Raw genomic sequence first — 14,398 nt, 5'->3', positions numbered from 1 at the left:
CTTAGTTTGGCAGCGTGCGATCTGGCGTCGTCACCGTGCTGGCCGTTTGTGCCGTTGCCCCCTGCGGCGCAGATTGCATCGGGTGCGCAAGGAAATAATTGCGCAGGCCTTTGTAAATGGCTTCTGCCAGCTGTTGTTGGTAATCGTCGCTCGCCAGCAAACGTTCTTCGCTGTTGTTGCTGATAAAACCGGTTTCGACCAGTACTGATGGGATATCCGGCGAACGCAGAACGCCAAGGCTGGCGTGTTCTGGTCGACGTTTATGAATTTCACCGATGCGTTGCAACTGACTGATCATACTGGTCGCCACATCATACCCTACCCGCTGGGAATGACCGAACTGTAAATCCAGCACCGCCTGGCTTAAATACGGATCAGACTGACTGTTCGCCAGCACATCGCCCGCTCCGCCCAGCAGCTCCGACTGTTTCTCGTGCTGCTCCAGCCAGCTGGCCATTTCGCTGTTGGCGCGACGGTTAGAGAGCACCCATACGGAAGCGCCAGTCGCACTGCGGTTTGGTGCGGCATCAGCGTGAATCGAGACGAGGAAATTGGCGTTTTGCTTACGTGCCACATCGCTGCGCCCCATTACCGAGATAAAGTAATCCCCGTCACGGGTTAAAACGCCCTTAAACATCGGATCGTCATTGAGCAAAGTACGCAATTTACGTGCGATGGCGATGGTGACATTTTTCTCCCGCGTACCACCGGGGCCGATAGCGCCAGGGTCCTGACCACCGTGTCCTGCATCAATAGCGATGATAATTTTATCGCCAGTGTTAGCCGTCGCGCGCGCTGCCGGACGCGTTACCGTATTACTGCTGATAACACCCGTAGTGCGGTTACTTTCCGTTTTAAACGGATTGCGCGCCGGTTCGCTGACGCGCGGTGCGACAACCGCAGGCGTTTCAACGCGTTTCGCAACCACAGGCGGCGGAGGAGGCGGTGGTGGAACATCGGCGTTAATCGTAAAGACGACAGTGTAATTACTACCATTCTGCCGCTTCACCGCTTCGGTTTTACCGTTTTCGGTGAGATCGACCACTAGCCGTAGCGTTTGTGCATCTTTAGGCGTTCCAGAGCGAATCGCCTTCACCAGATTATTACCGCTGAACAACAACGGTAGCCCCTGAATCACGCCCGTTTGTTTGATATCGAGCGCCACGGTGCGTTTGTTTTGATGGCTAAACGCGTAATCAGGATCGCCAGTAAAACTCAATGTTATTCGCGCCTGTTGATTACCGTTAGAAACCTGAATATCAGAGAGCGTAGCGGCGCCAGCCTGCGCGCACAGCAGCAGCAACGTCGCTACCAACCAATTTCTGATGCGATACATCATCCCGCCACCTTTCAAAGGTTAACCGGCTAAACGCGCCAGCAACAATTCACCCGCAGAGGAAACCGCACTCACGCGCGCCTCACGGCCTTGTGCCTGATAATCAATGTGTATTTCGACATCCGGGTCAGGAAGAACACCTGTACCTTGTTGTGGCCACTCCACCAGGCAGATGGCATCGTTGGCAAAATAATCGCGGATCCCCATAAACTCCAGCTCCTCGGGATCGGCAAGGCGGTATAAATCAAAGTGATACACCATTAAGTTGTCGAGCGTATAGGGTTCGACCAGCGTATAAGTGGGGCTTTTGACATTACCCTGATGACCCAGAGCCTGTAAGAAGCCCCGGCTAAAGGTGGTTTTACCTGCGCCTAAATCGCCATACAGATAGATTACGGTTGCACCATCGCAGGCTTTCGCTACCCGCTCGCCCAGGTCTAATGTTGCCTGCTCATCAGGGAGCGGAATTACTCGATTCATCATGGTTTTTATCAGTCACTTCCGGGTTAACAATACGCTGTAGCGTGGAAAAGAGATCGGTCGCCAGCATTCCGCGCGTTCCAAAACGCGCCGCCAGTACGTCAGCTGCCGTACCGTGGGCGACACAGCCCGCGCACGCTGCATCATACGGCGACAGTTTTTGCCCAAGCAATGCGCCAATAATACCAGAGAGCACATCACCCATCCCGCCGCTCGCCATGCCTGCATTTCCGGCATCAATAATGCCTAAAGCGTCAGGATGGGCGGCAACTACGGTTCCGGCACCTTTCAGCACCGCTACGCCGCCATAACGTTGTACCAGACGTTGGGCGCAATGTAAGCGGTCACTTTCAATTTCTGCTACGGAACAGCCCAACAACCGTGCGGCCTCGCCAGGATGCGGCGTGATCACGCGATTGTGACGCTTATCAGGATTGATTGCCAGCAGGTTCAATGCATCGGCATCCCATAACATCGGTTTGCGAAAATTCTCAACTTTTTGCAGGGCTTTTTTTCCCCACTCTTGCTGGCCCAGACCGGGACCAATCACCACTACATCGGCCCATTCCAGGCTTTCGGTAAGTGAATCCATAGTCAGTTCATGCACCATCAATTCCGGTCGTGCGGTCAGCAGTGGCGCAATGTTTTCACTGCGGGTCAGCACTCTGACTAAACCAGCGCCAGCACGCAGCGCCGCTTCCCCCGTCATACGAATAGCCCCCGCCGTGCCGTGATCGCCACCAACAATCACCAGCCGCCCGTGATCGCCTTTATGCGAAGTCGGGCGACGCGGTTTCAGCCAGTGAGAAAGTTGTTCTGCCGAAAACCGCTGAATTTTCGTCTCCTGACCTGCCAACCAACTGTCCAGCCCCAGCGAGTCAAAATGCAGTTTTCCGGTAATATCCCGTGCTTTCCCGGTGAGCAAGCCAGGTTTCAGCGCAATAAAAGTGATGGTGTGATCGGCGTTGATCACCGCGCCTGGCGTAGCGCCGGTTTCAGCCAGCAGGCCGGAAGGGATATCAACCGCCACAATCGGCGCAGGGTGAGTATTAGCGTGGTCGATTAACTGGCTAATGGATTCGCGGGGCGCGTGCTGCAATCCGGTACCGAGCAGCGCATCAACAATCAGATCTACTGACTCGGGCCAGACAATATTCGAAGCATGGATCTCGCCTCCCGCGTTTAACCATGCATCGCGTGCCTGCGCGGCCTCTTCCGGCAACGGTTTGTCACTTTCCTGGGCCAGTAGCGTGACATCTATACCGATCGCTTTGGCCAGCCGCGCGACCACGTAGCCATCGCCGCCGTTATTACCATGACCGCACAGCACCAGCCAGTGGCGGGCGTCAGGATAAGCCGAACGACACACCTGGAATGCGGCTTCACCAGCGCGAAGCATCAGTTCATAGAGTGTAAGCCCCAGCGCATCTGCCGCCTCGCGTTCGCCGCGGCGGATATCGTCGGCGTGCCAGACGGTGTGTGGTATACTTACGGGGTTTTTCTTCATTGTATGGTCCGTCATGTCAGAGCCCCTCGATCTCAATCAGTTAGCGCAAAAAATTAAACAGTGGGGGCTGGAACTGGGCTTTCAGCAGGTAGGTATTACCGATACCGATCTCAGCGCGTCCGAGCCCAAACTGCAAGCATGGCTGGACAAACAATACCACGGCGAAATGGACTGGATGGCGCGTCACGGTATGCTGCGCGCCCGCCCCCACGAGTTATTGCCCGGTACGCTGCGCGTGATCAGCGTGCGGATGAATTACCTTCCTGCTAACGCCGCATTTGCCAGCACGCTGAAAAACCCTAAGCTCGGCTATGTGAGCCGTTATGCGCTGGGCCGTGACTATCACAAACTTCTGCGCAACCGACTCAAAAAGCTGGGCGAGATGATTCAGCAACATTGTGTTTCGCTGAATTTTAGACCGTTTGTCGATTCTGCGCCTATTCTCGAGCGCCCGTTAGCTGAAAAAGCAGGTCTTGGCTGGACAGGTAAGCACTCACTTATCCTCAATCGCGAGGCCGGTTCGTTCTTCTTTTTAGGTGAATTACTGGTCGATATTCCGCTGCCCGTGGATCAACCGGTCGAGGAAGGATGCGGTAAATGCGTGGCCTGTATGACGATTTGCCCGACCGGCGCCATCGTCGAGCCATATACCGTCGATGCTCGCCGCTGTATCTCTTATCTCACCATTGAACTGGAAGGGGCGATCCCGGAAGAGCTGCGTCCATTGATGGGAAACCGTATTTACGGTTGCGATGACTGCCAGCTTATCTGCCCATGGAATCGCTATTCGCAACTCACTACAGAAGACGATTTCAGCCCGCGCAAACCACTACACGCACCGGAACTCATTGAGTTATTCGCCTGGAGTGAAGAGACGTTTTTAAAAGTCACGGAAGGTTCGGCGATTCGCCGTATAGGTCACCTGCGTTGGCTGCGTAATATCGCCGTGGCATTAGGCAATGCCCCCTGGGATAAAACGATTTTGACAGCGCTGGAAAGTCGTAAAGGTGAGCACCCACTTCTTGATGAGCACATAGCGTGGGCGATTGCGCAGCAAATCGAGAGACGAAATGCGTGCATAGTCGAAGTGCAATTGCCGAAAAAACAGCGTCTGGTTCGGGTAATTGAAAAAGGGTTACCGCGTGATGCCTGATTCATCCACAGCTTGTGAATAAAAATAAAAACGCATTGCAATTCAAGACGAATAAAATCGTCAAGTGATCGACTCGACAAAACGAGATCTTAATTTTCAACCTATATATCAATAAGTTAAAAAAATACTATTCACCGTGCGAAGTTTCTTTGAAATTAAGATTACGACATGAGGCTGTGGATAACTCTGTTTACAAGAGTTTGTCAGAGACAACAAAAACCAGCAATAACGCATCGCGTCGCTGTGGATATTTTATTGAGAGAAGAATTTGGAGCGGGAAACGAGACTCGAACTCGCGACCCCGACCTTGGCAAGGTCGTGCTCTACCAACTGAGCTATTCCCGCTTAATCTTCGTCTTTCGAACCGCTACTGCCTTGGCTGCCTTCACTCACCTTAGTCACTTACTTTTGTAAGCTCCCAAGGATTCGTTCAGTTGCCGCCTTGTCGCAATTCGAAATACTGCGATTGGGTGGTCTGTGCTTTGCAGCACTTTTCAAATTTTGGAGCGGGAAACGAGACTCGAACTCGCGACCCCGACCTTGGCAAGGTCGTGCTCTACCAACTGAGCTATTCCCGCTTAATCTTCGTCTTTCGAACCGCTACTGCCTTGGCTGCCTTCACTCACCTTAGTCACTTACTTTTGTAAGCTCCCAAGGATTCGTTCAGTTGCCGCCTTGTCGCAATTCGAAATACTGCGATTGGGTGGTCTGTGCTTTGCAGCACTTTTCAAATTTTGGAGCGGGAAACGAGACTCGAACTCGCGACCCCGACCTTGGCAAGGTCGTGCTCTACCAACTGAGCTATTCCCGCGTACTGCTTAATTTTGCTTTCGTAATTTTCGCATTTCTGCGTCGTTACGGGAGGCGCATTATACGAGAAATCTTTCCCTCTGCAACCCCCCTAAAAAATTTTTTTTGAGTTTTTATCTCAAGTGCTGAAATTATCAGCAAGACGTTCAATTTAGCGTCAAAATCACGCCGCCGCAAGTGGATTCCGGCGCTTACGTGACCAGGAAAAATTTTACAGCTTGATAAAATGCTCGCGGTAGTAAGCCAACTCCGCCACCGATTCACGGATATCATCCATCGCCTGATGCGTCCCCTGCTTGGTAAAGCCGTCAAGAATTTCCGGCTTCCAGCGGCGCGCCAGCTCTTTCAGGGTGCTAACATCGAGATAGCGGTAGTGGAAGTAGGCTTCCAGCTCCGGCATGTATTTAAACAGGAAGCGACGGTCCTGGCCGATGCTGTTACCACAGATCGGCGATTTACCCGCAGGCACCCACTGTTTTAAAAATTCGAGCGTCGCCAGTTCCGCTTCCCGATCGCCCATCGTGCTCGCTTTCACGCGATCCACCAGCCCGCTGGCGGTATGAGTACGGACATTCCAGTCATCCATCAGCGCCAGTTGTTCATCGGACTGGTGTACTGCAATGGTCGGCCCTTCTGCCAGAATATTCAGGTTGGCGTCGGTCACCAGCGTGGCAATCTCAATAATGCGATCGCGCTCGGGATCCAGACCGGTCATCTCAAGATCGATCCAAATCAGGTTGTTTTCATTGGCACTCATGCTATTTTCCACCCATTCACAGTGACTATATTGATCCACAATTGCGTGTATCATAGATGTTTTGCCCATCAGGGGCGACCAGGAGTCAGTACGATTGAGTAAAAATAAACTCTCCAAAGGCCAGCAGCGCCGCGTGAACGCCAATCACCAGCGTCGTCTTAAAACGTCTAAGGAGAAGCCCGACTACGACGACAATCTGTTTGGCGAGCCTGATGAAGGTATCGTCATCAGCCGCTTTGGTATGCACGCTGATGTGGAATCCGCCGATGGCGACGTTCACCGCTGCAATATTCGCCGTACCATCCGTTCGCTGGTGACCGGCGATCGCGTAGTCTGGCGTCCGGGAAAACCGGCGGCGGAAGGCGTAAATGTCAAAGGGATCGTGGAAGCGGTGCATGAGCGCACCTCAGTGTTGACGCGCCCGGATTTCTACGACGGTGTGAAACCCATTGCTGCCAACATCGACCAGATTGTCATTGTCTCCGCCATTTTGCCGGAGCTGTCGCTCAATATTATCGACCGTTACCTGGTGGCCTGCGAAACCTTGCAGATTGAGCCGATTATTGTGCTCAACAAGATAGACCTGCTGGACGACGAAGGCATGGAATTCGTCAACGAGCAGATGGATATCTACCGCAATATCGGTTATCGCGTATTGATGGTTTCCAGCCATACTCAGGATGGACTGAAACCGCTGGAAGAGGCGTTGACCGGGCGCATCAGTATTTTTGCCGGGCAGTCTGGCGTCGGCAAATCCAGCCTTCTGAACGCGTTGCTGGGGCTGCAAAAAGAGATCCTGACCAACGACGTCTCGGATAACTCGGGGCTTGGTCAGCACACCACGACTGCCGCGCGGCTGTATCACTTCCCGCACGGCGGTGATGTGATTGATTCCCCAGGTGTGCGTGAGTTTGGTCTCTGGCATCTGGAACCGGAACAAATTACTCGGGGTTTTGTCGAATTCCATGACTACTTAGGTCTGTGTAAATATCGCGATTGCAAACACGATACCGATCCGGGCTGCGCTATCCGGGAAGCGGTTGAGGAAGGGAAAATCGCGGAAACCCGTTTCGAAAACTATCACCGTATTCTGGAAAGCATGGCGCAGGTAAAAACGCGTAAAAACTTTTCTGATACGGATGACTGACAATTAAGCTAACCGTCGTTAGAATCGTCCCCTTTTTTTCAGGATCCGGCATGTAGGCCGGATCAGGAACGACAAAACAATGGCCTGGAGGCTACCTTGTTAAATTCATTTAAACTTTCGCTACAGTACATTCTGCCGAAATTATGGCTTACTCGCCTGGCGGGTTGGGGCGCAAGCAAGCGGGCAGGATGGCTGACAAAACTGGTTATCGATCTGTTCGTTAAATACTACAAGGTCGATATGAAAGAGGCGCAAAAGCCGGACACCGCCAGCTACCGCACCTTTAACGAATTCTTTGTCCGTCCGCTGCGTGACGAAGTACGCCCAATCGATACCGATCCTAATGTACTGGTCATGCCTGCCGATGGCGTTATCAGCCAGTTAGGTAAAATCGAAGAAGATAAAATCCTGCAAGCTAAAGGCCACAACTACAGCCTCGAAGCTCTGCTGGCAGGGAACTATCTGATGGCGGATCTTTTCCGTAACGGTACGTTTGTGACCACTTACCTCTCTCCGCGTGACTACCACCGCGTACACATGCCGTGCAACGGTATTCTGCGTGAGATGATCTATGTGCCGGGCGATCTCTTCTCCGTTAACCATCTCACCGCTCAGAACGTGCCGAATCTGTTTGCCCGTAACGAACGCGTGATCTGCCTGTTCGATACCGAATTTGGCCCGATGGCGCAGATTCTGGTCGGGGCGACGATTGTTGGCAGCATTGAAACTGTCTGGGCGGGCACCATTACGCCGCCGCGCGAAGGCATCATCAAGCGCTGGACCTGGCCTGCCGGAGAAAACGACGGTTCTGTGGCGCTGCTGAAAGGCCAGGAAATGGGTCGCTTTAAACTCGGCTCTACCGTTATCAACCTGTTTGCACCGGGTAAAGTTAATCTGGTTGAGCAACTGGAAAGCCTGTCTGTCACGAAAATTGGTCAGCCACTGGCAGTATCTACCGAAACCTTTGTTGCGCTAGACGCAGAACCTGCCCCGCTTCCTGCCGAAGAGATCGAGGCAGAACACGACGCCAGCCCATTGGTTGACGACAAAAAAGACCAAGTCTAATCCATCAAAGGAAACGCTGACGTGCGCCTGATTATCACTTTTCTGATGGCCTGGTGCCTCAGTTGGGGGGCGTACGCCGCGACGGCCCCCGATAGTAAACAAATCACCCAGGAACTGGAGCAGGCAAAAGCGGCGAAACCCGCGCAGCCGGAAGTCGTAGAGGCACTCCAGTCCGCCTTAAATGCGCTTGAGGAACGAAAAGGTTCCCTTGAGCGCATCAAGCAATATCAAGAAGTCATTGATAATTACCCGAAACTTTCCGCTACTCTGCGCGCGCAATTAAACAACATGCGTGACGAGCCGCGCAGCGTATCGCCGGGAATGTCTACCGACGCGCTGAATCAGGAAATTCTCCAGGTCAGCAGCCAGTTGCTGGATAAGAGCCGTCAGGCCCAGCAGGAACAGGAACGTGCCCGCGAGATTGCCGATTCGCTGAATCAACTGCCGCAACAGCAAACCGACGCTCGCCGTCAGTTGAATGAAATCGAGCGGCGGCTGGGAACACTTACCGGCAATACCCCGCTTAATCAGGCACAAAATTTCGCGTTGCAGTCTGACTCTGCGCGACTGAAGGCGCTCGTTGATGAACTGGAGCTGGCGCAGCTGTCTGCCAATAACCGTCAGGAATTAGCGCGCTTACGCTCTGAGCTGGCGGAAAAAGAGAGCCAGCAGCTGGATGCATATTTGCAGGCCTTACGTAATCAGTTGAACAGCCAACGTCAGCTTGAGGCGGAGCGGGCGCTGGAAAGTACCGAATTGCTGGCAGAAAACAGCGCCGATTTGCCGAAAGACATCGTCGCACAATTCAAAATTAACCGCGAACTATCAGCGGCGTTGAATCAACAGGCGCAGCGGATGGATCTCGTTGCCTCGCAACAGCGTCAGGCTGCCAGCCAGACGTTACAGGTCCGGCAGGCGTTGAATACGCTGCGTGAACAGTCGCAATGGCTGGGATCGTCCAACCTGCTCGGTGAAGCGTTGCGGGCGCAGGTGGCACGGCTACCGGAAATGCCAAAACCACAACAGCTTGATACCGAAATGGCGCAGTTGCGTGTGCAACGGTTACGTTATGAGGATCTGCTCAATAAACAGCCGCTGCTACGGCAAATCCATCAGGCAGACGGTCAGCCGCTGACCGCCGAGCAAAACCGTATTCTGGAAGCACAGCTACGCACTCAGCGTGAGTTGCTGAACTCATTGTTGCAGGGTGGCGACACGTTACTGCTGGAGCTGACCAAGCTGAAAGTCTCCAACGGGCAACTGGAAGATGCGCTGAAAGAAGTGAATGAAGCGACGCACCGCTACCTGTTCTGGACTTCTGACGTGCGCCCGATGACCATCGCCTGGCCGCTGGAGATCGCTCAGGATCTGCGTCGTCTCATTTCGCTGGACACCTTCAGTCAGTTGGGCAAAGCCAGCGTAATGATGCTGACCAGCAAAGAGACGATTTTGCCGCTGTTTGGCGCGTTGATTCTGGTCGGTTGCAGTATTTACTCACGCCGCTATTTCACCCGTTTTCTTGAACGTTCGGCGGCGAAAGTCGGCAAAGTGACTCAGGATCACTTCTGGCTGACGTTGCGCACCCTTTTCTGGTCGATTCTCGTCGCATCACCGCTACCGGTGCTGTGGATGACGCTGGGTTACGGCTTGCGCGAGGCGTGGCCTTATCCGCTGGCGGTCGCAATTGGTGATGGCGTAACGGCCACCGTACCGCTGCTGTGGGTAGTGATGATTTGCGCCACCTTTGCCCGTCCGAACGGCTTGTTTATCGCTCATTTCGGCTGGCCACGCGAACGGGTTTCCCGTGGGATGCGTTACTACCTGATGAGCATCGGGCTTATTGTGCCGCTGATTATGGCGCTGATGATGTTCGATAACCTCGACGACCGTGAATTCTCCGGTTCGCTGGGACGGCTTTGTTTTATCCTCATTTGCGGTGCGCTGGCGGTGGTCACCCTCAGCCTGAAAAAGGCCGGGATTCCGTTGTATCTCAACAAAGAAGGCAGCGGCGACAACATTACCAACCATATGCTGTGGAACATGATGATTGGCGCGCCGTTGGTTGCCATTCTGGCGTCGGCGGTGGGTTATCTGGCAACGGCGCAAGCGCTGTTAGCGAGGCTTGAAACCTCGGTTGCCATCTGGTTCCTGCTACTGGTGGTTTATCACGTTATCCGCCGCTGGATGCTGATCCAACGCCGCAGGCTGGCGTTTGACCGGGCGAAGCATCGCCGGGCAGAGATGTTAGCGCAGCGTGCGCGTGGCGAAGAGGAAGCGCATCATCACAGTAGCCCGGAAGGGGCAATTGAAGTCGATGAAAGCGAAGTCGATCTCGATGCCATCAGTGCGCAATCCTTGCGGCTGGTGCGCTCAATTTTGATGTTGATCGCCTTGCTTTCGGTCATTGTGCTGTGGTCAGAAATCCATTCCGCTTTCGGCTTCCTTGAAAATATTTCGCTGTGGGATGTCACTTCCACGGTACAGGGCGTAGAAAGTTTGGAGCCGATTACCCTCGGTGCGGTGCTAATTGCCATTCTGGTGTTTATCATCACCACGCAGCTGGTGCGCAACCTGCCCGCGCTGCTGGAACTGGCGATTTTGCAGCACCTCGATTTAACGCCGGGCACTGGTTACGCCATCACCACCATCACCAAATATCTGCTGATGCTGATTGGCGGGCTGGTCGGCTTCTCAATGATTGGTATTGAGTGGTCGAAATTGCAGTGGCTGGTCGCCGCGCTCGGTGTTGGTCTGGGCTTTGGTTTGCAGGAAATTTTCGCCAACTTTATCTCTGGCCTGATCATCCTGTTCGAAAAACCGATTCGTATTGGCGATACGGTGACGATCCGCGATCTCACCGGTAGCGTGACGAAAATTAACACCCGCGCCACCACCATCAGCGACTGGGACCGTAAAGAGATAATCGTGCCAAACAAGGCGTTTATTACCGAGCAGTTTATCAACTGGTCGCTCTCTGACTCGGTCACGCGCGTGGTGTTGACGATTCCGGCCCCAGCCGATGCCAACAGTGAAGAAGTGACGGAAATCCTGCTAACCGCAGCGCGTCGCTGCTCGCTGGTGATCGATAACCCAGCACCGGAAGTCTTCCTGGTGGATCTACAACAGGGGATTCAGATTTTCGAGCTGCGTATTTACGCCGCTGAGATGGGTCACCGCATGCCACTACGCCATGAGATTCACCAGCTGATTCTGGCAGGATTCCATGCCCACGGTATCGATATGCCATTCCCGCCCTTCCAGATGCGTCTGGAAAGCCTCAACGGTAAACAAACGGGAAGAACATTAACTTCTGCGGGCAAAGGTCGTCAGGCGGGAAGTTTGTAAGGTCTTTGTGGCCGGATGAACCCATCCGGCTCACAAGCAAAACTGATAGCGCAGAAAAAACTGCCACAACCAGTAGCCGAAAATAGCCAGCGCGGTGGCGTACATAAACCAGCCGCGTTTTTTTCGCCACAAAGCGAACCAGAGAAAAGGGAAAAAGAGCGGTAACGTCATTATCACACCGACATCGCGAGTATCGTCATCTTCGAGATACATCAAAACATCACAGACGTTGTTAATCCCGCGTCCATCAATCATCCACTCTTTGTCCAGCGCGGAGGTAATGGTTATCCAGAGGAACGCCACAATGAACCAGATGCAGCACAAGACAAACATGCGCGCACTCATGAGATAATCGGTCGCTTAATTTCGCTATAGCGCATACGAAATCCCGCTAATTCCCTGTCATTGCGCCCTATCGTCAGGCAGACGATAGGGCATCGGGTTATTCCACCGCCCACTGCGGATTTTTTGCCACTCTACTGCAATAGTTCTGGTAAATCGCCATCGCTAACAGCGAGAAGAAGACAGGGCCGCCAATCATCCACAATGTGCTGTCCCAGTCTCCGGCTTCAACCACAGGTTGAATGATGGTGAAGACGTTCGCAAATGTCACCACCAGTACGACAACCACCGTCGCAATCATTGCCGACATACGCGTTTTGAAAATCACAAACGGTCTGTCGAGATCCTGACGTGCTTTAAAGAACGGGAAAGCCAGTGCAAGGAACAGGTAAGGAAGCGTCATAGACACGTTCGCCATCAGCGTTAGCTTGTTAAAGAATGCCGATGCGGTGCCACCACCAAACGAAACCAGCAGGATGAAGACAGTAACCAACCCGCACTGCATCCACATGGCGATAGACGGCATGCCCATCGCATTCAGCCGCGTCATCGGTTCCGGCCACAACGCTTTCGGCGTCCCCTGGATGATAGCTTTCAACGGTGAATAGCAAAGCGTAAAGAACGCGCCAGTGTAAGCGAGGAACATCGAAAGCCCGGTAATACGCGCAAACCATACACCCAGCGACAATGACGCTTCAGGTGACAAATGCAGTGCGTTACCCAGCGTCAACCCGAGGCTCTTCATCAGCACATAGGTAATATTGCCAAGGTTAACGGAACCATTACTTAATACCTGCTGCCAGTTTGTGCTGACGCCCCATAAAAATATTGCCAGCGAATAACCGATTGAAATAACAATAGCGGCAAAAACAATACCTTTGGCAAAGTTCTTTTCTGGATTTTCCGTTTTATCGACCAGACCACCAACCGCTTCAATTCCGCCATAGGCAAAAATAGCAAATACCACAAACGATAGCATTGCCAGACCGGACTGATAACCTGGATTCGGTGATGTCAGGAAATTAATATCCTGCGCGAAATGCCCACCGTTTAATAACAAAATAGTAATGCTTACTAACAGTAATACTAAATTCAGGCACATTACTGCAATACCGCCCACCGCAGTAATGCGGGCAATTTTATTAATCCCTTTTGAAGCAACGACGGTGACCAGAATCATCCATGCCACTGCCAGCAGACCAACCACCTGCGTAGGTTCCAGTCCGGCAATACGCCAGTGCTGGGTCATGTCGCTACCGTAGAGAAATGTTGAGAACGGTACCCAAACTTTCGCGGAGGTGCTCACCATCCAGATGATATAAGAGGAAAACCACATAAACGTACCAATGAAGGCAAAACGGGGTCCGACACTATTATTCATCCAGGAATAGATACCGCCTTCTTCTTTGCGATACGCAGCGCCCATTTCAGCCATCATTAAGGCGAATGGAATAAAGAATAACAATGCAGAAAATATATAAAAGGGAATCGCACTATAACCCATTAAGTAATAAGCCGATGGGCTATTGGCAAATCCAAATACGGAAGTAAAGATCATCAATATGAGTCCTATCAGACTCATCTTTTTTATCGTGTGAGGCATGAAACCATCCTTCATTTCAGCGCGTGTATAAAACGCGCCCACTGAACTGCACCGCCCAACATTGAGCGGGCAGCGTAAAAACCAATACAGAATTGATACCTGGATGATATCAAATATCCAGTCTTAAATTGTGGCCTTTAGCGGAAAAATGAAAACATATGCTACAGAATGGCGCTCATCACGCCATTCTTCGCTGTTAATTCAGTAATTTTTCAGAATTATGCCCGGTCAACGCTAAAGGCGATGACTTCAGCCAGTGTCTCCGCGCCCAGCGCCAACATCACCAGACGATCAACGCCTAATGCCACGCCGGAACAGTCAGGCATACCGACTTTCAAGGCTTCAATAAGATTCTGGTCAATGGGGTGCTGCGGCAAACCGCGCGCCGCGCGCTTACGGTTATCTTGTTCAAAACGTTGTTGCTGCTCACGGGCATCCGTCAATTCATGGAAACCATTCGCCAGCTCAATACCTTTATAATAAACCTCAAAGCGTTCAGCGACCCGATGATCTTCGGTACTGATTTGCGCCAGTGATGCCTGGCTGGCCGGAAAGTGGTACACAAAGGTCGGTTTTTCTTTGCCAATATTTGGCTCTACGCCAAAGGTAAACAGCAGTTGTAGCAGCGTGTCGCGGTCTTCTTCGGTATCGGCAACGTTGCTCAAATCCAGTTTCGCTGCCACTTCCCGCAGTTGCGTTTTGTCGGCAGAGAGCGGGTCAATTTCCAGATAACGCAAGAAAGCTTGTTGATAAGAAAGACTTTCTGCTGCCGGGCAGTCCAGCACCTGTTGCAAGAGATCGTCCACCTCGTTCATCAACCGGTACATATCATAGTGCGGTCGATACCACTCCA

12 protein-coding genes and 3 tRNA genes are annotated in these 14,398 nt (G+C 52.6%); 4 read left to right on the top strand and 11 right to left on the bottom strand.

All coding sequences use genetic code 11. The features are described from left to right. Position 1: 1 nt before the first annotated feature. The 3 genes from amiB to nnr are packed head-to-tail and all read right to left on the bottom strand — an operon-like array spanning position 2 to position 3,338. Complete coding sequence (amiB, locus tag ATB02_RS23055; protein WP_032185741.1) at positions 2-1,339, bottom strand: N-acetylmuramoyl-L-alanine amidase AmiB; 1,338 nt, start codon at positions 1,337-1,339, stop codon at positions 2-4. Between the two features lie 18 nt (positions 1,340-1,357). Continuing rightward, positions 1,358-1,819, bottom strand: a complete 462-nt coding sequence (gene tsaE, locus ATB02_RS23050; protein ID WP_000981977.1) for a tRNA (adenosine(37)-N6)-threonylcarbamoyltransferase complex ATPase subunit type 1 TsaE — start codon at positions 1,817-1,819, stop codon at positions 1,358-1,360. After that, positions 1,791-3,338, bottom strand: a complete 1,548-nt coding sequence (gene nnr, locus ATB02_RS23045; protein WP_105272304.1) for a bifunctional ADP-dependent NAD(P)H-hydrate dehydratase/NAD(P)H-hydrate epimerase — start codon at positions 3,336-3,338, stop codon at positions 1,791-1,793. Before nnr ends, tsaE begins: the two co-directional genes overlap by 29 nt. Here nnr and queG point away from each other — a divergent pair. Continuing rightward, on the top strand, positions 3,337-4,476 hold the full coding sequence (gene queG / locus ATB02_RS23040) for a tRNA epoxyqueuosine(34) reductase QueG (protein WP_105272303.1): 1,140 nt from the start codon (positions 3,337-3,339) through the stop codon (positions 4,474-4,476). The two genes, nnr and queG, sit on opposite strands and share 2 nt — an antisense overlap. Here queG and ATB02_RS23035 read toward each other — a convergent pair. The 5 genes from ATB02_RS23035 to orn form a co-directional block, all read right to left on the bottom strand. Beyond that, a complete protein-coding gene (locus ATB02_RS23035) occupies positions 4,459-4,512 on the bottom strand; it encodes a hypothetical protein (RefSeq protein WP_100664635.1) in 54 nt (17 codons plus the stop codon). The two genes, queG and ATB02_RS23035, sit on opposite strands and share 18 nt — an antisense overlap. 233 nt (positions 4,513-4,745) lie before the next feature. After that, positions 4,746-4,821, bottom strand: a tRNA-Gly gene (locus ATB02_RS23030). Positions 4,822-4,978: 157 nt separating this feature from the next. Continuing rightward, a tRNA-Gly gene (locus ATB02_RS23025) sits at positions 4,979-5,054 on the bottom strand. 157 nt (positions 5,055-5,211) lie between these two features. After that, positions 5,212-5,287: transfer RNA gene (locus ATB02_RS23020), tRNA-Gly, on the bottom strand. 210 nt (positions 5,288-5,497) lie between these two features. Then, complete coding sequence (orn, locus tag ATB02_RS23015) at positions 5,498-6,043, bottom strand: oligoribonuclease (RefSeq protein ID WP_001353514.1); 546 nt, start codon at positions 6,041-6,043, stop codon at positions 5,498-5,500. Positions 6,044-6,137: 94 nt separating this feature from the next. Here orn and rsgA point away from each other — a divergent pair, with 94 nt between their 5' ends. The 3 genes from rsgA (at position 6,138) to mscM (ending at position 11,600) form a co-directional block, all read left to right on the top strand. Next, the gene (gene rsgA / locus ATB02_RS23010; protein ID WP_000041977.1) at positions 6,138-7,190 is read left to right on the top strand and encodes a small ribosomal subunit biogenesis GTPase RsgA; all 1,053 of its coding nucleotides are present in this window, start codon (positions 6,138-6,140) and stop codon (positions 7,188-7,190) included. Positions 7,191-7,286: 96 nt separating this feature from the next. Then, positions 7,287-8,255, top strand: coding sequence for an archaetidylserine decarboxylase (asd, locus tag ATB02_RS23005; RefSeq protein ID WP_105272302.1), 969 nt, complete (start codon positions 7,287-7,289; stop codon positions 8,253-8,255). 21 nt (positions 8,256-8,276) lie between these two features. After that, on the top strand, positions 8,277-11,600 hold the full coding sequence (gene mscM / locus ATB02_RS23000) for a miniconductance mechanosensitive channel MscM (RefSeq protein ID WP_001236835.1): 3,324 nt from the start codon (positions 8,277-8,279) through the stop codon (positions 11,598-11,600). 30 nt (positions 11,601-11,630) lie between these two features. On the opposite strand, the gene ATB02_RS22995 is transcribed toward mscM, so the two are convergent. The 3 genes from ATB02_RS22995 to epmA all read right to left on the bottom strand — a co-directional run. After that, entirely contained in the window at positions 11,631-11,945 is a 315-nt protein-coding gene (locus ATB02_RS22995; RefSeq protein WP_001276175.1) for a YjeO family protein, read from the bottom strand. A 97-nt stretch (positions 11,946-12,042) separates the two neighbouring features. Further along, positions 12,043-13,545, bottom strand: coding sequence for a glutamate/gamma-aminobutyrate family transporter YjeM (gene yjeM, locus ATB02_RS22990; RefSeq protein WP_105272301.1), 1,503 nt, complete (start codon positions 13,543-13,545; stop codon positions 12,043-12,045). A 218-nt stretch (positions 13,546-13,763) separates the two neighbouring features. Continuing rightward, on the bottom strand, positions 13,764-14,398 hold a 635-nt coding region (epmA, locus tag ATB02_RS22985), incomplete at its 5' end, for an elongation factor P--(R)-beta-lysine ligase (protein WP_105272300.1).

Source organism: Escherichia sp. MOD1-EC5189, from assembly GCF_002966045.1.
In the GTDB taxonomy this organism is placed as follows: domain Bacteria; phylum Pseudomonadota; class Gammaproteobacteria; order Enterobacterales; family Enterobacteriaceae; genus Escherichia; species Escherichia coli_F.
The sequence above is the reverse complement of the archived record's forward strand: the minus strand, read 5'-3'. Positions and strand labels throughout refer to the sequence as shown.